Annotated in this window: 18 protein-coding genes and 1 tRNA gene; 14 read left to right on the top strand and 5 right to left on the bottom strand. The window is 56.5% G+C overall.

The annotated features are described in order from the left end of the window. Window positions 1-76 precede the first annotated feature (76 nt). Window positions 77-865: a DUF1194 domain-containing protein gene (locus E1180_RS04880; RefSeq protein ID WP_283404463.1), complete on the bottom strand. Its 789-nt coding sequence runs from the start codon at window positions 863-865 to the stop codon at window positions 77-79. A gap of 197 nt (window positions 866-1,062) precedes the next feature. Between E1180_RS04880 and E1180_RS04875 the strand changes: the two genes are divergently transcribed. The 5 genes from E1180_RS04875 to E1180_RS04860 all read left to right on the top strand — a co-directional run bounded on the left by E1180_RS04875 (window position 1,063) and on the right by E1180_RS04860 (window position 4,406). Continuing rightward, on the top strand, window positions 1,063-1,884 hold the full coding sequence (locus E1180_RS04875) for an enoyl-CoA hydratase (RefSeq protein ID WP_155189951.1): 822 nt from the start codon (window positions 1,063-1,065) through the stop codon (window positions 1,882-1,884). Between the two features lie 5 nt (window positions 1,885-1,889). Next, window positions 1,890-2,420, top strand: coding sequence for a CoA-binding protein (locus E1180_RS04870; RefSeq protein WP_155189950.1), 531 nt, complete (start codon window positions 1,890-1,892; stop codon window positions 2,418-2,420). A gap of 103 nt (window positions 2,421-2,523) precedes the next feature. Further along, on the top strand, window positions 2,524-2,709 hold the full coding sequence (locus tag E1180_RS04865; RefSeq protein WP_155189949.1) for a hypothetical protein: 186 nt from the start codon (window positions 2,524-2,526) through the stop codon (window positions 2,707-2,709). A gap of 139 nt (window positions 2,710-2,848) precedes the next feature. Beyond that, on the top strand, window positions 2,849-2,971 hold the full coding sequence (locus E1180_RS22600) for a hypothetical protein (RefSeq protein WP_280115218.1): 123 nt from the start codon (window positions 2,849-2,851) through the stop codon (window positions 2,969-2,971). A gap of 154 nt (window positions 2,972-3,125) precedes the next feature. Then, complete coding sequence (locus E1180_RS04860; protein WP_155189948.1) at window positions 3,126-4,406, top strand: O-acetylhomoserine aminocarboxypropyltransferase; 1,281 nt, start codon at window positions 3,126-3,128, stop codon at window positions 4,404-4,406. A 59-nt stretch (window positions 4,407-4,465) separates the two neighbouring features. On the opposite strand, the gene E1180_RS04855 is transcribed toward E1180_RS04860, so the two are convergent. Beyond that, window positions 4,466-5,578 carry a COX15/CtaA family protein gene (locus E1180_RS04855; RefSeq protein WP_155189947.1) on the bottom strand — a complete coding sequence of 371 codons (1,113 nt, stop codon included), beginning with the start codon at window positions 5,576-5,578 and terminating at the stop codon, window positions 4,466-4,468. A gap of 141 nt (window positions 5,579-5,719) precedes the next feature. On the opposite strand from E1180_RS04855, the gene E1180_RS04850 reads away from it, so the two are divergent. Continuing rightward, the gene (locus E1180_RS04850) at window positions 5,720-5,938 is read left to right on the top strand and encodes a DUF2842 domain-containing protein (protein WP_196220529.1); all 219 of its coding nucleotides are present in this window, start codon (window positions 5,720-5,722) and stop codon (window positions 5,936-5,938) included. Here E1180_RS04850 and E1180_RS04845 read toward each other — a convergent pair. Further along, the gene (locus E1180_RS04845) at window positions 5,898-6,893 is read right to left on the bottom strand and encodes a polysaccharide deacetylase family protein (RefSeq protein WP_208996940.1); all 996 of its coding nucleotides are present in this window, start codon (window positions 6,891-6,893) and stop codon (window positions 5,898-5,900) included. The two genes, E1180_RS04850 and E1180_RS04845, sit on opposite strands and share 41 nt — an antisense overlap. 450 nt (window positions 6,894-7,343) lie before the next feature. Here E1180_RS04845 and E1180_RS04840 point away from each other — a divergent pair, with 450 nt between their 5' ends. Continuing rightward, window positions 7,344-8,327 carry a GNAT family N-acetyltransferase gene (locus tag E1180_RS04840; protein ID WP_155189945.1) on the top strand — a complete coding sequence of 328 codons (984 nt, stop codon included), beginning with the start codon at window positions 7,344-7,346 and terminating at the stop codon, window positions 8,325-8,327. 123 nt (window positions 8,328-8,450) lie between these two features. On the opposite strand, the gene E1180_RS04835 is transcribed toward E1180_RS04840, so the two are convergent. Further along, window positions 8,451-10,748 (bottom strand): exopolysaccharide transport family protein, encoded by a 2,298-nt coding sequence (locus E1180_RS04835; protein WP_155189944.1) that lies wholly within the window; start codon window positions 10,746-10,748, stop codon window positions 8,451-8,453. 195 nt (window positions 10,749-10,943) lie between these two features. Between E1180_RS04835 and E1180_RS04830 the strand changes: the two genes are divergently transcribed. From E1180_RS04830 to E1180_RS04810, 5 genes are all read left to right on the top strand, one after another. Then, window positions 10,944-11,501 (top strand): polysaccharide biosynthesis/export family protein, encoded by a 558-nt coding sequence (locus tag E1180_RS04830; RefSeq protein ID WP_155189943.1) that lies wholly within the window; start codon window positions 10,944-10,946, stop codon window positions 11,499-11,501. Window positions 11,502-11,607: 106 nt separating this feature from the next. Then, window positions 11,608-12,837: a glycosyltransferase family 4 protein gene (locus tag E1180_RS04825; protein WP_244313960.1), complete on the top strand. Its 1,230-nt coding sequence runs from the start codon at window positions 11,608-11,610 to the stop codon at window positions 12,835-12,837. Next, a complete protein-coding gene (locus E1180_RS04820) occupies window positions 12,837-14,435 on the top strand; it encodes an undecaprenyl-phosphate glucose phosphotransferase (protein ID WP_155189942.1) in 1,599 nt (532 codons plus the stop codon). The genes E1180_RS04825 and E1180_RS04820 overlap by 1 nt, the downstream gene beginning before the upstream one ends. After that, on the top strand, window positions 14,432-15,691 hold the full coding sequence (locus E1180_RS04815) for an O-antigen ligase family protein (RefSeq protein WP_208996939.1): 1,260 nt from the start codon (window positions 14,432-14,434) through the stop codon (window positions 15,689-15,691). The genes E1180_RS04820 and E1180_RS04815 overlap by 4 nt, the downstream gene beginning before the upstream one ends. A gap of 179 nt (window positions 15,692-15,870) precedes the next feature. Further along, window positions 15,871-15,947, top strand: a tRNA-Pro gene (locus E1180_RS04810). Between the two features lie 127 nt (window positions 15,948-16,074). Here the strand turns inward: E1180_RS04810 and E1180_RS04805 are convergent. Next, window positions 16,075-16,836 (bottom strand): S1 family peptidase, encoded by a 762-nt coding sequence (locus tag E1180_RS04805; RefSeq protein ID WP_283404464.1) that lies wholly within the window; start codon window positions 16,834-16,836, stop codon window positions 16,075-16,077. 555 nt (window positions 16,837-17,391) lie between these two features. Here E1180_RS04805 and E1180_RS04800 point away from each other — a divergent pair. Together E1180_RS04800 and E1180_RS04795 are read left to right on the top strand one after the other, a co-directional pair. Further along, window positions 17,392-17,916 (top strand): flavodoxin domain-containing protein, encoded by a 525-nt coding sequence (locus E1180_RS04800; protein ID WP_196220528.1) that lies wholly within the window; start codon window positions 17,392-17,394, stop codon window positions 17,914-17,916. 690 nt (window positions 17,917-18,606) lie between these two features. Next, a complete protein-coding gene (locus E1180_RS04795; protein ID WP_155189940.1) occupies window positions 18,607-19,842 on the top strand; it encodes a cytochrome P450 in 1,236 nt (411 codons plus the stop codon). The last annotated feature ends 75 nt before the right edge of the window (window positions 19,843-19,917 follow it).

Genomic DNA, 19,917 nt, shown 5'->3' with positions numbered 1-19,917 from the left:
CATCAGGCCAGACACAAAAACCACTTGAGAGCCTTAAACCATCTTCAAGCTGGTTTTGGCAGTTGGCCGCTGACTGTCAGGGATCGAGAAAGAACTGGCGCCGCAACTTGCGCCAGATCTTTTCGCCGATCTCGCAATCATACGGCTTCTCGAAGTTGAACTGGGCCTGCATGACTTTCGCAGGCTCGGCCGGTCTTATGCCGCCGATCTCCAGAATGAGCTTGCGCCGGACAGCCTCCGGAAACTGTTCCCAGCCGTTGACCGGAACGACAAAACTTGCCGGTCCGCCAATCACGCAGCGCCGGTAATACTCATCAAGATCATCGATATTGAATTGGGCGCCAAAGCCGCCTTTCGTCATCAGCGGTAGACCGTTTATCGTGATGCCGGTCTTCAAGGCCGCATCGCGCGCCGCCGTCACGATTGCCCCCTGATTGTTCGGACCATCCCCTGAAATATCGATAACTCTCCGGTCCGCAAGAAACGGCAAATTGGAAAGCAGGGCCGTGCCGTGTCTGATCGCACCGGAAATTGACGTGCGGCGCTGGCCATAGCTGGTGTCGGCAAGCACCTTTGCTGCGAAGGCATTGGCATCTTCCGCATCCGCAAGAACGTGCCAGCCCACGATTTCACGGACATGGCTGTCATTGGCCCACTCGAACATCGTCATTGCGATACGGCCGCGCGCGCCGATTTCGATCGCGCGGACAACGTCCGGGCTTGAGATCGCCGCCGCATATCCCCTGCGCTGAAGGTCAAGCTCTTCCTGAGACATTGAGCGCGATACGTCCACTGCAAGAACAAGAGCGACATCAACATGTTCTTCTGCGAGCGTAGGAAGCACAGCGGCCAATACGCTGAACACCGAACAAACCAGACATCGAAGAATTTGGAGCGGATGCATCCAGAGAGGATAGCAGATTGGCCGCGACTGGCCATCCGGCATATGACGCAGCGGCATAAAGGATCTGTGATCGAAAGACTGCCGGGAACCGCTTTGCCTTTTCCCATTGCTGCCAGATCAGTTATACCAATTGGGAGACTGGCCCAAAGGATAGACTTATGAGCGAAACAGCAGCCAACGATGATACGCAAAAGCCGATGCTGGCCACCCTTCTGCATGAAGGCGTTTATCGCATCGTCATGCAGCGTCCGGACCGGATGAATGCCTTGTCACGGGACATGATGTCAGTCCTGTCCGGCGAGCTCACAAAGGCTGCCGCTGATCCGGCCATCCGCGTTGTCCTTATTGGCGCTGAGGGCAAGGTGTTCTGCGCCGGACATGATTTGAAGGAACTGACCGCTGCACGCGCCGAGGCGGATGGCGGCCGTGACACCTATGAGCAGATCATGCGCCAGTGTTCCGATCTCATGCAGCAGATCGTGACCCTTCCCAAACCGGTTATCGCTGTCGTTACAGGTGTGGCCACGGCGGCCGGTTGCCAGCTTGTGGCCTCGTGCGATCTCGCGATTGCAACCGATACGGCGACTTTCTGCACACCGGGCGTGAACATCGGCTTGTTCTGCTCTACCCCCATGGTGGCCCTGTCACGCAACGTCGCCCCCAAACAGGCGATGGAAATGCTTCTGACGGGCGAGAGCATTGATGCCTCGACTGCAAAGGACTTCGGCCTAATCAACCGGATTGTTCCCAGTGATTATCTGGAGCAGGTCGTTCAAAAATATGCTGAGGCCATCGCTTCAAAATCATCCCACACGCTGAAGGTCGGCAAGGAAGCCTTTTACAAGCAACTGGAGATGCCGCTTTCCAAGGCCTACGACTTTGCGGCCAACACGATGGTTGAAAACATGATGGCAAAGGATGCGGAAGAAGGTATCAACGCCTTCCTGCAAAAGCGCAAGCCGGATTGGACGGACAGCTGATCGCTATGACCCACGACAGCTACTCCGATGCTTACATCAAGGACATCCTCGACGCGGTGAAGACCATCGCCATGGTAGGTGCGAGCGCCAATGCGGTCCGCCCGTCCTATTTCGTTCTGAAATACATGCTCGCCAAGGACTATACGGTCTGGCCGATCAATCCCGGTCAAGCAGGCAAGGACATTCTCGGGCAAACTGTCTACGCGTCCCTGGATGACCTGCCAGCCATCCCTGACATGATCGATATCTTCCGGAACTCCGATGCAGCCGGACAAGTTGTCGACCACGTGATTTCAAGCGGCCGGTTGCCCAAGGTGATCTGGATGCAGTTGTCCGTGCGCAATGATCAAGCTGCGGCCCGCGCGGAAGCTGCCGGTATCAAGGTTGTCATGAACCGCTGTCCGAAAATCGAGTACGGCCGGCTCTCTGGGGAGATCGGGTGGGCCGGTGTGAATTCGCGCAAGCTTTCTTCCAAACGCCCTGCCCTGAAAAGCGGTTTCCAGCATCGTGGCCTTTCTGGTGAAAACGACGGTTAATTCCTGACATTTGACAAGCTTCGCGCAATCCTCGCTCTCTAATTCGTTAACGCAGGCAATGACCAGGGCACAGGCAGGCCAAGCGATCAAATGGAGGGTGGGCATGACCCAGGATCCAACCTTGTTTACCGCCATGGAGTGGGTGCTGGCAGCCATGTCCGGGTTGATCACTCTCGTCCTGTTCGCGATCGTTCATAAGGCCGAGCCCGGATCTCCGTTCGCATCGCGGGACGAACATTGGGCCGATGATGCGCCCGAACACGATGCGGTGGTGAGCAAAACGGATTGAAACGCGCGGCATTTGAGTCAGGATTTACAAAAACTTTCATTCAATTTGTTCCGAATGCGACCGGCTTTCTTTGCGCTTCATCCATTTGTTAGCATTACCTTACGTCACCGATACGTGTTTGAACCAACAGGGACCCCAGATGTTTGATCTGCTTGCTGGAACACCTTTGCTGACGCTGGCGTTGCCCGTGTTTGCCGTCTGCCTGCTGTTCGGTGTCTACTTCGCGGTAAAGCTCGAGGTGCGGAAGAACATCACCAACTGACGCGCGGGCTTCATCGCACCGGACGTTACCGCCTTGAAACAAGGCTATGAAAACAAATCTGTTTTCCCATCAGCCATTCATTTGAAAAACCAGTCTTTGACCTCTGCGGCCCCATCGGCGAAACTGGCCGCCGACAACCTCGGGAGGTCATTTAATGAGCGACAAAATACCTGGTTTTTCAACACTTTCCATTCACGCCGGAGCGGCGCCGGACCCTTCTACGGGCGCGCGGGCGACCCCAATATACCAAACGACATCCTTTGTCTTTGATGACGTTGACCATGCAGCTTCCCTGTTCGGGCTTCAGGCGTTCGGCAATATCTATACCCGCATCACCAACCCGACGACGGCGGTTCTTGAAGAACGCGTGGCCGCCCTGGAAGGCGGGACCGCGGCGCTTGCCACCGCATCCGGTCATTCGGCGCAACTTTTGTGCTTCCATTCCATGATGCAGCCGGGCGACAACATCGTCGCTGCAAACAAGCTTTATGGCGGCTCCATCAATCAGCTGAACCACTCCTTCAAGAGCTTCGGCTGGAACGTGAATTGGGCTGATCCCGCAGACATGTCCGCCTTTGAGGCGGCCATTGACGACAAGACCAAGGCCATCTTTATCGAAAGCCTTGCAAACCCTGGCGGGATCATTGTCGATATCGAAGCTATCTCGAAGATTGCAAAGGCCAAGGGCATTCCGCTGGTCGTCGACAACACGATGGCCACGCCGTATCTGTGCCGGCCGATCGAGCATGGCGCAGACATCGTTCTGCACTCACTGACCAAGTTTATGGGCGGACATGGCAACTCAATGGGCGGCATTATTGTCGATGGCGGCACATTCGACTGGTCGTCAAGCGGCCGCTACCCCCTCCTGTCCGAACCCCGGCCGGAGTATCAGGGCGTCGTTCTTCATGAGACGTTCGGCAATTTTGCTTTTGCAATCGCTTGCCGGGTGCTTGGCTTGCGCGATCTCGGACCAGCAATCTCGCCGTTCAACGCATTCATGATCCTAACCGGGATCGAAACGCTTCCCCTTCGCATGCAGCGCCACTCCGACAATGCGAAGAAGGTCGCGTTACATTTGGCCGCGCACGATAAGGTCTCATGGGTGTCCTATGCGGCCCTTCCCGAAGACAAGCATCACGCCCTGCAGCAGAAGTACATGCCAAAAGGCGCAGGCGCTGTCTTCACCTTCGGCGTTGAGGGGGGCTATGAAGCCGGTGTCAATCTGGTCTCCAAAGTGGAGCTTTTCTCCCACCTTGCAAATATCGGTGACACGCGCAGCCTGATCATTCACCCGGCTTCAACCACGCACCGGCAGCTGACCGACACGCAAAAGGCTGCCGCCGGCGCCGGACCGGACGTGGTGCGCATCTCGGTCGGCCTTGAAGACGTTGAGGACATCATTGCGGACCTCGATCAGGCCCTGGCCGGGTAACTTACGCGCACGCAAAACCACCTAAAGAAAAGCCCGCCAACCGGCGGGCTTTTTGTTCGTCAGGCAGTTGCGCGCTTGGCGATCGGATACGGGCCTTTCAGACAGGCCAGATGGTCGACAGCTGACGCCAGAACAATGACCGCAAAGCCCTGGTGCACAAGCGCCATGGAGAGCGGCACGACCCAGATGAGGGTCAGGATCCCGAAGACGGCCTGGAGCGCGACAAATGCGGCTATATGGGCGCCTGCCCGTCTCAAATGGGATTGGCTGCTGACACGGAAGGTCGCAAAGCACAGTGCAATCGCGGCAACGATCAGGACATAAGCCGTGATCCGGTGCTGAAACTGGACGGTCATGACGTTTTCAAAGAAATTCCGCCACAGCGGGTCCATGATCAACAGACCATTCGGGATCCATTTCCCGTCCATCAGAGGCCAGGTGTTGAACGTCATCCCGGCATTGAGGCCCGCCACCAGGCCGCCAAGAAACATCTGAATGAACACCAAGCCCAGGAACAGCGTGCTCAATCCCCTGAGCCTCGTCTGCTCCAGAACGGTCGGTTCGGGCAAGGGTGTCAGACGCCGCGCGATCCAAAACAGATACGCAAATATGATCAGAGCAAGGGTTAGATGGGTCGCAAGCCGGTACTGGCTGACATCAACCCGGTCCACCAGACCGGACGTCACCATCCACCAGCCGACAAATCCTTGCAAACCGCCAAGAGCGAGCCCGATCAGGAGCCGCGGTTTCAACCAGGGCTCAATGCGTCCCATCGCCCAAAACGCAACCATCGGCACGAAAAAGGCAACACCAATGATGCGGCCGAGGACCCGATGCCCCCACTCCCACCAGAAGATGAACTTGAACTCCGAAAGGCTCATGCCCTTGTTGATCAGCTGGTACTCAGGGATTTGCCGGTATTTTTCCAGCTCTTCCTCCCACTCTGCTTCGGTGAGCGGGGGAATGACGCCGTGGATCGGTTTCCACTCGGTGATCGACAATCCGGATTCAGTCAGCCGTGTCGCGCCTCCGACCACAACCATCGCTAGGATCAGGGCACAGACCCCGTAAAGCCACCACCTGATCAAGACCCGGTCCCGCTGGATCTTCTCCAGACGCGCGGCTGGTATGCGGGTTGGGGACGTCGGAGCGGAGACACCAATATGCGTCATCTGGCGAATACTCACTGTCTAAAGAGATTCTAATTTGACCTTTGTGGGGGTGAGATATAGGTGCAGGGGCATGGCGGCAAGCCGAATTGAACGGTTTGCGGCAATTGACCGCTCCGCCTTCAGAAAAGGAAATGCGCAAGAATGGTTCCCTCCTTCCGCAAATTCGTCGGCATGGTTGCCCTGGTGGTTTTCGTGATTGTTTATGCGCTCGTCGCAATGGTCGTCGGCGACTCGCCCGGAATTCAATCCGCACCGACCCTTGTCCAGTTCGTCTATTTTGCGGTCGCCGGACTGTTCTGGGTTGTCCCGGCGGGTGCGATCATCTGGTGGATGGAAAGAGGCGGGAAATCCCGGACCTGATCCCGAAGCCTGATGCAGCCCATCTTGCGGCCCGGTAAAGTGCAAACGGCGCGCCCGTCAGACACTGATCAATGACGGCAGGGTCCTGAAACCGGCCATTCAAGGAAACGCGCGGCAGCATCATCGGGTCGCGTGCATTTGCGGATTGCAAGACCCCCGGAAAAGTCGTCAGCGATGATGCGAAACCGATCTCGCGCAACATGCGCGCATCCCGTTCGCATACGGCATAGGGTTTGCCGTAAGGATATGCGAAGTGTTTCGGACGGCGCCCGAGTTCCGCTTCCAGCCGCGTCAATCCCCGCAAAACGTCCAAACGCGCATCTTCTTCCCCAAGGCGGGCCAGAGCAAAATGATCGTGGGTATGCGCCCCGATACTCACAAGCGGGTCCCGGGCCAGTGCGCGCAAATCGTCCCAGCTCATCACGTATTCGTCGGCCAGCGCTGCCAAATCCAGGCCATACCGGTCACACAAGGCGCGGATCACCCGGCGCTGATCCAGTTCACCAAGCTCCTGGGTGATGTGTCTGGTCAGCTTGTCGAAACAGGCGTTCTTTTCGTCCACCGTCCGGCAAGCGATGCCAGCGCCGGAGCGGTCAGGTGACAGCACGATTTCATCGTGCGCGGCAATGATCCGTTCCAGGGCAACCCACCACAACTCCGTCGTGCGGTCGATCAAACCGGTTGCGACAAAGACGGTGAACGGTGCCTGCAGCTCTTTCAAGACGGGATATGCGATTTCAATATTGTCGCGATAGCCGTCGTCAAAGGTCAGGACGGCGTAGCGTTTCTGGCCGTAACCGGATTTCAGCAGATCGACCGCCTTGTCGAGCGAGATAATCTCGTAGCCATTCTGCCGGATCCGTTCGACAGCAAGCCTCAAAAACTCCGGCGATATTTCCAAAAGCTGGTTCGGTTGAAACGCATCGCTGCGGGCGGGCCGTACATGGTGCAACATGAAAACAGCGCCGCAACCCTGGGTAAATGGAGACAGGAGCCGTCCCATCCCCGTTTTATTCAAGACCTGGAACGCCTGTTTGAACGCTTTTTGCCGGATGCCCATGTGGCTAAAATGCCCGATCCCGTTGGAAGTGCCAAGTGCGCATGTTTTGTTTAAGAAACCCTGCTACATACCGCTGAAAGCTGATAACAGACCCCGTGAGTGATTTTCGTGCAACCATCGCCAAGCATCATTGATCCGAAACTGGACAAGGACACTCGGCCCCCATTTTCGCCTGCCAAAACTACGGTGCCGTCTGGCCTTCAGAATTTTGAACTGATCGTTTTTCCGAGCTTTAATGACGTCCCACACGGATGGCAACAATTTATAGTAGCATCATCCCGTAATCCTTATCAAAGCCTTGAATGGACAACCGCCTGGTCGGAAACGGCCGGGGCTTCGCGCGGAATGGTGCCGGTCCTGGCGGCGGTCGCATGTGCCGGAAAGCCGCTCGCGTTCCTGCCGTTCTCACTCAAATCCCGTCTTGGTATCAAGGAGCTGTCCTGTCTTGGTCATGAGGACGGGAACCACTACCAGGGCATCTGGGACGAGGATGCTCTTCCCGCCTTTGATCGCCAGGCCGTTTTGGATATCTTGTCGCGGCTTGCAAAAGAGGTTCGAGCGGACTTGATCAGCCTGCAGAACGTTCCGGATGTTCTGCTTGGCAGACCTCACCCCTTGGTCTTGGAGCGGAGCACCGTGAGCCCTAACCCAGTCTTTGCCCGCGACTTGCCAACTGATTTTGAACAGTTTTTCAAGGAAACGCATACCAAGTCGGCTCGAAAAAACCTCTTGCGGAAGGAACGGCATCTCGCCGCCTCCGGCGACTTGAAAATCATAAAAGCATCCTCTTTGGAGGACATGGACGCCGGCCTTGCAGCTTTTTTGGACCAGCGCGCGATACGTGCCCGGGAGACCGGCATCCCCAATGCGTTCGGCACAGCGCCCTCGCAGCGCTTCTTGGGACAACTGGCCGGTCTAGAAGGTGCACCGCGCAGTATGGATATCTGGTGGCTGGAAACGAACGGCGTTATTCGGGCCACCTATCTTTGCCATGAACATCGCGGCTGCCTCTATGCTTACAGCAACAGTGTGGCGCATGACGAAACACTGCCTCATAGTCCGGGGCTTGTCCTGCTGAAGCAGCTGGTGGCCTATGCTTGCGCGTCCAAACACCTGCACAGACTCGATCTCGGACTGGGGCAAGAGCGCTATAAAGCCGGTTGGGCGGAGCCGGTTACTCTCAAGAACAGCGTCCTTCCCATAACCTTGCGCGGGCAGGCATGGGCTTGGATTGAGCTTCAGAAAATCCGATTGAAAGCCTCAATCCGCTCGTCGGCCGTGTTATGGCTGATGATCCGCAGGCTCCGCAAATGGCGAAACGGCAGTTGAAGAAGCTTCCGTTCTTTCAAAGGCGACTAATGACACTCGGCACTTAAAACCTCACAGTGCTTGACGTTCAATTGTCTGCGATTTCACAGCCGCCAAACCTCGGTTTCGTCAAGGTTCGACTGTTCAGGCCGCGTGGCCATCATCGTTGCGGCGCGGCCCTGGGCCCTCACCGCCTGCAATCACAACCTCGACCCGCGCACCGGTGTTATGCGCAAGAAGGTTCGCGGCACTTTCAAGCTCATGCGAGTTGTCCGGGGCGCTCGCTGCGATCAGGACCCTATCCGCAAAACTCAACATGCGCGCGCTTGCCAGACTGCCGTCAATCGCCCCGAGATCCACGACAACCGTCTCATAGGTGCTGCGGATCGCATCCAAAGCCTTTTTGAACCGATCCGCATCGACCATTCCATCCGAAATCGTTATTCTGCCAGCCTCAATGATATGGGCTTTCGAACCGGCGTCGCGGTAAACGACTTTGGCAAAGGGCGCCCGGCCAGCAACCACATCTGAAAACCCTTCCGCAGCCTGCTTGTTAGACTGCTCGGGAAAGACTTCCATGATCAGCGTGGACCGGCCCTGACCGGCCGCCCGGCGCGCAAGACCAAACGCCATTTCGTGTGACAGTGTTTCATCATCAACACTCAACACCACGATCCGCCCAATCGCATCAACATCCTCTTCATGCGTGGGCGCGGCCGCCGCGCTGAACGCTTCCCGCTCCACCATGTCCTGATCCAGATCATCATGCGAGGGGCGGAGATCCTCAGCCAATTCCGAAGGTATGGGCTCTGCAGTCTCAGGCTTTTCTGGCAGGTCCATATCGAGCGGCTCTTCTGCCCGGCTGGAATTCAATGCCGATTCCGGCTGCGGTTCAGAAGCGTTTGCCCGCAAACCGTCAAATGTGTAGGCCGCATAGGAATTGCCGTACCCTTGCGGCCAGGATGCGTTGAGCGAAGGGTCTGCGTTTCCATTGCCCGGCTTTGTGTCATACCGGCGCTCCGGTTGCATTGCCGACATCGGATGCAGCGCGTTCCCGCTCAAGAACTCCCTCATGATGACGAAGGCGATCCCCAGCACCAGTGTCGCAAGGGCGGCAACAATTGTGCTGGCGATGACCTTCGGAGAAGACGGTTCAACGGGAACGCTGGCCCTTGAAACGATGCGGGCATCTGCGGGCAACACTTGTGCCCGCAATCTGGAATCGGCCTCCCGGAAGCTGGCCAGTAACTGGTCAAGCTGATCCGCTTTCGCATCCGCCTCCCGCTCCAACTCGCTCAAACGGGCCTGATCGGCATTGGACTTGGCAGCAGCGGTCTTGAGTTCATTCAAACTGGTCTCCAGCGCCAGCGCCTGCTGGTTGGCGACCTTCGCGTCATTTTCCAGGCCTTCAAGAATCTTTCGGGCTTCAGACCGAATCTGGCGGTTGTAGTCACTCAGTTGCGATTGCAGTGCTTTTAGCTGAGGGTGGTTCGGCAGGAGGGTGATCGACAGTTCCGCGATGTTGGACTGGATGGCGACCTGCTGCTCCCGCAATCTTTGGATAAGTTGCGAATTGAGCACGTCACTGGCCGTCTCCAGCGAACCGCCACTATCAAGCAACTCGCGAATCAGGTCCGCCTTGGCCTGCGCCTCGGCCTTGTCCGCTTGCGCAGCGGAATAGTTGCTGCTGGTTTCCGCCAGTTGCTGCTGGTTCAAAGGAATATTGTCGGCCCCGACCAGAAGATCCGCACGGGCACGGAAATCGGCAACAGCCTTGCGGGCCGATTGCACTTCCTTGCGCAACTCTTCGATCTGAGGCTCGAGCGCCGACGATGCCAATTCCGTCGTTTCGCGCTTCGCCGCCGATTGGACGGCCAGGTATTCATCAACGATTGTATTTGCGACTTCGGCCGCCAAAAGCGGATCTTCCGCCGAATAATCAACCGCAATCACACGGGATTCATCGAGACGGTAGATGTCGAGGTTCTCATAATAGTGCTTGAGAACGCGCTCTTCTTCTGTGTTGCCGGCTGATGAGCCTCCGACACCTGCCAATGACATAAGGCGGGATACCAGCCCCCCCTGTCCGCGCGCACCGAACTCCGGAACTCTGGCCAGTTCCAGTTTGCGGGCGACACGGCGTGCCAAATCCGCGGACATCAGCAGCTGCACCTGGCTGGCAACACCTTCATTGTCCAGCACGGCCCGCTCTTCCTCGGCCCCGCGGGAAGCACCCGGAAACTTGTTGTCCGTGCTTTCGATAAGAACGCGCGTTTCCCCAAGATACTTGGGCGCCATCAGCTGCAAGCCGAAGAAAACACCCACCGCCACGAATAGGGTCAAAGGCAGCAGCCAACCGAGCGACCGCAAAATCGCCCGGATCAGCCCTCCCAAATCCAGGGCCAAGTCGTCATCTGGTGTCGTCTGCCGACCAGCGTTCATTTCTCGAAACTCCGAAGTTCTGGCAAACTATGTCGAATTAGGGTAAGCGATCCGTTAAAGCCCCGCCAGCCGGATTAACGCATGTGTTAATTTCTGCATGCGTATTTCTGACAGGTCACAAACAACCTCTCCCCGCTCTTCACGCTCGATTAACCATGTCCTGCGATTCTGCGCTGGATTGTAGGAGAGTCGTTGATGCGAATTCGAGCGCTTCTTGTTCTGGGCCTGTGCCTGGGCCTGGTTGCATGCAGCGGGTACCGGCAGCCGCCGACAGCGTTTCATGAAACGCTGACACAGCCTTATCGTCTGGATTCCAGCGACAGGCTGCGCATTATCGTGTTCGGTCAAGATGACCTTTCGAACACCTACATCGTTGATCAAGCAGGCTATATTTCGTTCCCGCTGATCGGAAACGTGGCTGCGCGCGGCAAAACCCAGCAAGGCCTTGCCTCGGAAATCGCAGCGAAACTCCGCCAGGGCTTCATCCGCGATCCGGATGTTTCCGTCGAGATCGACACATACCGCCCCATCTTTGTGATGGGTGAGGTGCAAAATGCAGGCCAATACAACTATGTTGCCGGCATGACCGTTCAAAATGCAATCGCGACAGCAGGCGGTTTCAGCTCAAGAGCACAGCAGGCGGACGTGGATGTGACCCGTCAGATCAACGGCGAAATTCTAAACGGACGTGTGCCTATATCGGACCCGGTCCGTCCCGGAGACACAATCTACGTGCGCGAGCGCTATTTTTAGGCGTCCGGCAAGTTAACTGTGGACTCATTTCCATTTGTTAGGGTGCAGTCATGGGGCCCCACAGGTTCACGAAGAAACCTGAGGGCGACAACAGGGAAACTGCACCATGACACCGACCCCGATGAGGATCGTGCATTGTGTCCGTGCGCCAGTGGGTGGCATTCTCCGCCACGTCCGCGATTTGGCGACCGCGCAAGCCGCGGCAGGACATGATGTCGGCCTGATTTGTGACAGCATTACAGGCAGCGCCTTCGACCTTCAGCAGCTCGAGGAGCTGAAACCGCACCTAAGTCTTGGTGTCGAGCGCTTTCCCATGAAGCGCCAGCTGACCATTCAGGACCTGTCCGCCACCTGGGCACTTTATAAGCATATCCGCGACCTGAAACCCGACATTTTGCACGGGCACGGGGCCAAGGGGGGCGCATATGCGCGTTTAATCGGCACGGTCCTGCGGCTGCGCGGAAAGAAGACAGCCCGTGTCTACTGCCCTCATGGCGGCAGCCTGCATTATGACCCGCATCGCCTTGAAGGGCGCATCTACCACACAATCGAACGTTTTCTCAGACCGCTTACAGATGGTCTCATCTTCGTATCCGATTACGAGAATGCCGCCTATGAAAGCAAAGTCGGACGCCCGCGTGCCTTGACCCGGATCGTCTATAACGGCCTGACGCCAGCTGAGTTCAACAAGGTTGAACCCCGCGCGGATGCGGCCGATTTTCTCTACATCGGCATGCTTCGGGATTTGAAGGGGCCGGATCTGTTCATTGAAGCGCTTTACAATATCCGTTTGAAAACCGGCAAAGCACCTCAGGCAGTTATCGTTGGTGAAGGGCCGGATGCCGAGCGCTACAAGACAATGGTCGACAAGCTGGATCTTTCGGGCTCCGTCCGTTTTGAAGGGCCTATGCGCGCCCGCGAGGCCTTTGAAATGGCTCGTACCGTTGTTGTTCCCTCGCGTGCAGAGGCGATGCCCTACATCATTTTGGAAACGGTTGCCGCCGAACGCCCATTGATCGCAACCCGCGTTGGCGGCGTTCCAGAGATCTTTGGCCGTTACGCCAACAGGCTGATCGAACCCGGTCATATCGGAAAGCTGACCATTGCGATGGAAGAGGCTCTGGCTAATCCCAAGGCGCAGGAAGCTCATGCCAAGGAGCTGAGATCCTGTTTAGCTGAAACGTTTTCCGTCGAGCTGATGAGCGACCGGATCACCACGCTCTATCAAGAACTTCACGGACTGAAACCGATTGACGGCCAGGCTCTTGGCACAAAGACGCTTGGCAATGACATTGCCGGTGCCCCTACCGCTTTTGCAAGGACGGGTAACCGTTAATGAACGAACGCGCCTTCAAACCGACTGAAACGCAGGAACCGGTCGCACCTCTTTACGGGGGACCGCAACTGCGTCAGCGCTTGGAGAAACATCTTAGGCACCCGTCACAGTTTCTATCGGACCAAGACCCTCCGGCAGCCGCCAACAATCTGCTTTCGCCGGACGCTCTTGAGATTGCACAGGGACTTGGCGGGAAAGGCGTCTCCCTTCCCGTACTGGGAGGAACGCTCCGCCTGGTGGATGTCTCGATTATCATTATCTCAGCCTTGGCCGCCGTGCTCACTTTGCCGGAAATCACGTCGATTTCCTGGCCGCATGGGTTCGCAGTCGGCCTTGCTGTTCTGTTTGCCCTCGCCTTCTTCCAGGCAGCCGACGTCTACCAGGTTCCGGTCATGCGCCAGGGTCTTGCTCAGCTCGGACGTGTCGCGGCGGGCTGGACCCTCGTGTTTGCAATGTTTGCGGTCTTGAGGACGACGACCGGCATTGGAATGCAATTCTCGGAAAGCTGGATCGGGGCCTGGTATGCAATCAGCCTGACCGCGCTCTGTCTCAACCGTCTTGTGGTGTACCAGCTGGTGCGGCACTGGATGAAAACAGGCCGGCTCGAGCGCAGAGCCATTATTGTCGGCGGGGGAACAGCGGCACAGGAGCTCATCCACGACCTGGAAGCCCAAGCGGACAATGACATCCGAATTTGCGGGATCTTCGACGACCGGTCGAATGACCGCTCACCGGCGGTGGTCGCCGGTTACCCAAAGTTGGGCGACATCAGCGCGCTTGTCGAATTCGCGCGGCTGGCCCGCATCGACATGCTGATTGTCTGTATTCCCTTGCGTGCGGAAAACCGTGTTCTTGAACTCTTGAAGAAGCTTTGGGTGCTTCCGGTCGACATCCGCTTGTCCGCCCACACAGACAAAGTCCGGTTCCGGAACCGTGGCGCAACCTTTATCGGGACAGTGCCCTTTGTCGATGTGGTTGATAAACCGATTGCCGACTGGGATATGGTCGCCAAGCGTGTGTTTGACCTGGTCTTTGCCTCTCTGGCCATTGTCGGCCTGTTCCCGTTGATGATCGCAGCCGCCATTGCCGTGCGCCTCGACAGCAAGGGCCCAGTCCTGTTCCGCCAAAGACGGTACGGGTTCAACAATGAAATCATCGAAATCCTGAAGTTCCGGTCGATGTATACCGACATGTGCGATGCGGACGCCAAGAAGGTCGTCACCAAAGGCGATCCGCGCGTGACACGGGTCGGCCGCTTCATCCGGAAAACCTCCATTGATGAGCTGCCGCAACTCTTCAATGTTCTGGCCGGAAGCCTGTCGCTGGTGGGGCCAAGGCCCCATGCCGTCAATGCCCATACCAACAACAAGGCCTGGGATGACGTCGTTGACGGATACTTCGCCCGCCACAAGGTCAAGCCGGGTGTCACGGGCTGGGCACAGATCAACGGATGGCGGGGAGAGGTCGACACTCCGGAGAAGATCCAGAAGCGGGTCGAGTGCGATGTCTATTACATCGAGAACTGGTCTGTTCTGTTTGACCTGAAGATCCTGTTTCTGACACCCTTCCGGCTGTTGAACACGGAGAACGCCTATTGACCACCTGGGATGGCATCTATCGCGGCACGCCGTCTGCGGCGCCGCACTATTGCCTCCCGGTCAAGTCGCTGGGGAACGGATCCTTGTGGATTGCCGCGTTCCTGTCCGGCTTCGTCATCAGGGAACCGGCTCCCTATGAGCTCTACATGGTGTTTCTGTCGGTCGTCTGGCTTCTTGCCGGCCTGAAGCTGCGGCGGGAGTTCGGCCCGCTGATCATCATGATGATGCTCTATATTGCAGGCGGCATTCTTTCCATTCCGCTCGCCCAGGAAATGGGGGATGCGGCCATGTATATTGCCGTGTCCGGTTTTCTCGCCATCACCTCGATCTTCTATGCCGCGATCCTTGCGGAAGACCCATGGCGCTACAGGGTTTTGCAAAACGGATATATTGCCTGCGCCGTCCTTGTCGCCACCATCGGTGTGGCGGGCTATTTCGAGCTCTTCCCCGGCGCGGACTACTTCACGCTCTACGACCGGGCACGTGGCACGTTCCAGGACCCGAACGTGTTCGGACCTTTTCTGGTTCTCCCGACCCTGCTGCTGGTTCAAAAGCTTATGCGGGACTCGGTGCTGGGAAACCTGATCCTGCTGGTCCCTCTGGCCATTCTCATACTCGGTATTTTCCTCAGTTTTTCCAGGGGCGCCTGGGGACTGCTGATTGCCTCAACGCTGATCATTTACTTCTTGGCACTGGTGACAGAGCGCACGGCCCTGAGGCGGGCGCGGCTGGTTCTTCTGGGCGCGGGCGGCATTCTTGCCCTTTTCGGCCTGCTGGCGGCAGCCCTGTCCATTGATGCCGTTGCAGACATGTTCACCCAACGGGCACAGCTGGTGCAGGAATATGACACTGGCCGCACCGGCCGGTTCACGCGCTATTTCCTCGGCTTTCAAATGGTCATGGAGCACCCATTCGGGATCGGACCTCTTGAGTTCAACAAGTATTTTCCTGAAGACGAACACAACGTCTACCTGAAGGGTTTCACCACCTATGGGTGGCTGGGCGGGACCGTCTACATTTTCCTTGCGATCTGGACACTGGTCGCGTTTGTGCCCTTGGTCTTCAAATCCAGGCCGTGGACCGCGTTTGCCCAAAGCGTATTCGCCGTTTTCACGGCGCATCTCATGCTTTCGCTTGTCATCGATACCGATCACTGGCGGCATATGTACCTGCTCTACGGTCTCGCCTGGGGGCTTATTGCCGCCAACAAGCTGGAGCAGAGGCGGTGGTGGCAAACAAAGGTATCGGGCGTTTAGGACGAAACGCCCAAAGATGCCCGGTCAGCTTTGGGCGGCAATACGATCCCGAATTACCGCCCGCTGATTTGGGTCACCAGCCTGAGCTAGCCCGCGCTTGATCGCTTGGGTAAAACCATAGGTCCGCCCCCAACAAGCTGCTTGCGCATGGTCTTCGAACAAGTTAGGTAGGGTCTGTTCGGGCAGTAGCGCAGCCTGGTAGCGCACTTCACTGGGGGTGAAGGGGTCGTCGGTTCAAATCCGGCCTGCCCGACCAACAAATTCCAAATTCATACGTGAATGTTACTTAGCGGCAGGGTCGAACAGGACCGGTGCAATCCGATCCCGTTTTGTAGCGCGCACGAACGGATGGCATCGGTTTCATTTGAACCTGCCCCCAAGATTTAGCCGCTACCTTTAAGTGACGGAGACGTTTCATCCGTCAGAGTTATCAAGATATCGGCATACCAAGCGCAATTGAGGCCAAGTGCTTCGTCCACCGTTACATCTCGGGTCACAACGTCGAGCCGCGCCGAATGGATGCCCAGTAGATAGCAATTCAGTTCGCCATCTCCGACATGACCGTTGGGCGAGCGCATCAGAACGGGTGCACCGCTGCTGCCACGATGTGTTCGCGCATCTGTGAGAAAGTAGCCTTGACCCTGAAAGCGCATGCCGAACGATGAAGCGATTATGGCGTGCCGGACAACCGGCAAAGCATGTAAAGTGTCTGAAAATCCAAGAGGATATCCAGGAATGAGAAGTGGTTCACCGACTTCTGGCTGACTGACCGATGGATTGATCAAATGCGCTTCGCTGAAAGCATGGAGAATACAGGGGACGGGAAGAAAGTGCCGATCCAGTTCGATCAGTGCCACGTCTATCTGACCACCGCTGTCCATTCCTTGGCGCCACAAAGATCTGCCGTCCCTGTAAAGGGGAATCAGGAAGCTGACAGTCTGTGCAACATTATCTGCAGATGTATGAAGTTCGATCTGCAATGAATCTGGAAAATGCTGGTTAGCCTCATCAATAAAGACGTGGCGGCTGCTTACAAGAAAAAGCCGGTCATCCCGCTTGTAAAAGAACCCTGTTGCATTGGTGAGAACTTGACTCTGACTGAGCGTCTGTATGCGCGCAGCGGTGAAGAGGAGCGTTTCAATCACAGATCAACATACCTCTCGCCCCCTAACTTGCTCCCGCGCATCCCTGCCCGCATGCGGGTTTTTTGGCATTTGGAAAGCCAACCCTTAGGCCGACTTCACGACCAGCGGGACGGCATCCGAACCTTTTCGACCATAACCAAGGCATTCCGCATGTCGAGTTCAGATGTTTACCAAGACACGGTATTTGCCGATTTCGGGCTCTGAGATGTTCCGTGTCTGGAGCCGCATTCGGACTGTTTTTAAAGCCCATTGTCGTCCGTTCCGCCAAAAACCACACACTGAGCCAATCAAGCCTGCCCCAAGAGAACTTCAATGCGGCCTAAAATATCCTTCAAGGCCATTCAAAACGGCCAGTCCGCGCAATTTTTCGCCCAATCCCAAGTGACCCATAAAGGCCACTCGTTCCTGCGGGTTACAATTCGCGACAAAACCGTGCCGGATGCCATGTCAATTTGCCGCAAGGTTCCTCAGAAGAAACACGTGAAAATGCGGACGTGCGGCCGAACCGGCCTATGCTAGCGTTCCGCTATCGAGTGCAAGCAGATGGGGGCACGCGTGAATTACCTGATTGCCTATGCAACCACCGAGGGCCAAACGGACAAGATCGCCAAATTCATCGCGAAGATCCTGTCTCAAGAAGGTCACGAGGTCCGTTTTCACAATGTGAGCGACTTATCCGGCGGTCTTTCCGTGAGCGAGTATGACAGGGTGATCGTTGCCGGCTCCGTACATTCGGGACAACACCAGGCCGATCTTCAACTGTTTGTCTTTGCAAACCGCGAGCAACTTGGCGCCAAACCGGGCATGCTCATCTCCGTAAGTCTTGCCGCAGCTTTCCCGGATACGGCAGATGAGGCCAAGGGTTATGCAGACACGTTCCTTGAAGCCGCCCATTGGAAACCGGCGCAAACCGTTTTGATCGCGGGCGCGGTGAAGCCGGGTCTTTATGACTGGTTTGAAAAGTCCGCTTTGCTTGAAGGCGACCTTGCGGCCCATGTGAACGAAGACCTTGAGGAAACGCGGGAATTCACCGACTGGAACGCGTTGACAGAGCAGGTTTCGGAATTTGCCCGTCTGTGAATGATCGTATTTCTCGGGTGAGACGGCGCTGTTTGAGGCGGTTCAGGACATCAGGACTGGGGCGGGAGGCTGGCCTAAAAAGGGCCCTGCCCTTGACGCCGAGCAGGATCGTTATTTGCGTCTGACTGGCTTAGTGTTTCAGCAGGCTTACCCGCTGGTCTGCATTCATTCGTTCAGGTTTGCCATGAGATCAGTTTTGATCGTTCCCAAGAAAAACGTCCGTTTCCCTATGCAGCAGCGGTCTTTATTTTTTGGACCCGTCCGATGAAGTCAGACAGCCACGAGATTTCTTTCAAGTAGACGTCCATGCTGAGGGATGCGAGCTCCATCAGAAGGCTTTGCGGACAAGGATTGTCAAAGCCGCTTTCGCTCAGGAACGCTTGGTATTCAGTCTGTAAGGAGGGTGGCACTCGCATCTGTCGCCCGATTTTTCCTAGCCGAAATTTGAGCCCCTTGGGGCCGAATGGTTAAAGAACGTTAAGAAGACGCGGGCCGTCTCGATATTGTCAGAACAGGCATTTCCTCATAATCCCCAATACCCGTCCTCAAAACGCCGGACAGTATCCGAAACTGTGCTTATCGGCGCGATGACTTGAGTTTTTGCTTGCGTTTTACCAGCCAAATTCAGAGCCTTGGCAAGAATCACATGACCAATGCTAGCTGATCGCCAGCCACCGCAAGAGCCCCCATATGCCCCCATCCACAGCCCTCTCCTTTGATCCGTTGTCCGAGGCCTTTGCCCAAGATCCCTACCCGTTTTACGAGCAGCTGCGCGCTGAAGAGGGCCTGACCTACTTTGAAGATTTTAATGTTTGGTTAGCTGCGCGGTTTGAAGACGTCTCGGAAATCGTCCTGAACGGCAAGATGGTCCGGTCAATGGAACATGTTGCGACTTCAGAGGAAATCGCCGCACAAAAGCGGGCTGAAAACTGGCACGACATGCCCCACCATGCCCGCTTTGTTCAGTTCTCCCTGCTGGACAGCGACGGCGACATCCACGACCGGTTGCGCAAGCAGGTCTTCAAGCTGTTCACACCGGTGATGGTCAACAAGTTGAGGGACGAGATCCAGACCTACGTCGACGGGCTTGTCGACCGTCTTTCCGGACGGACCGAAATCGACTTCATCGAGGATCTGGCAGCCCATGTGCCGGGCCATATCATTGGACGGGTTCTGGGCGTGCCGGATGAGGACTGTCCTCAGCTTCGCATTTGGTCAGAGAACATCGTCCAGTATTTCGACATCGACCGGTCAGACGAACGCAAGGCACTCGCCGAAAAGAACACGACAGAGTTCTACCTCTATCTCAGCGAACTGAAGCGCCAGCGGCAAGCGGCTCCGCAAGACGATCTGATTTCCACCATGATCGAAGCCGAGCGTGCCGGAAACATGAACGAGGACGAGTTCATTTCAACGGCCATGCTGATCCTCATGGCCGGTCATGGCTCGACAATTGATGTTCTGGGAAGCGGCATGCATGCCCTCCTGAAATTCCCAGATCAGATGAGCCGGTTGCGGGAGGATCAAAGCCTGATGAAAACGGCTGTCCAGGAAATGTTCCGGTACGAATCCCCACTTCCCTTCTTTCACCGGTATGCGGTCGAAGACATGGATGTGTGCGGCCGGAAATTTGAGCGCGGCACCAAATTCGGCGTTCTTTATGGATCCGCCAACCGGGATCCGAAGCAGTTTCCAAACGCTGATACGTTTGATGTGGGCCGTTCACCAAACTGGCACATAGCCTTCGGCCGCGGTGCTCACTTCTGCCTTGGCAATCACCTCGCTAGGCTCGATATGGACATCATTTTTTCGACATTGCTCAAGCGGTTCAGCAGAATCGAATTGGCCTCACATGATATTGCCTACAAACGTGGTTTGTCGGTTCGAGGACCAGTATCGCTTCCAATCACCTGGAAGACCGCCTAAACAAAACAAACGCCCGCAGCCTAGCCCTCTTGGAAAACCGGCTGGCTACAAGAACCACGTGTCCCGCACTTCAGG

Origin of the sequence: Roseibium denhamense (assembly GCF_009711415.1) — a bacterium.
In the GTDB taxonomy this organism is placed as follows: domain Bacteria; phylum Pseudomonadota; class Alphaproteobacteria; order Rhizobiales; family Stappiaceae; genus Roseibium; species Roseibium denhamense.
The sequence above is the reverse complement of the archived record's forward strand: the minus strand, read 5'-3'. Positions and strand labels throughout refer to the sequence as shown.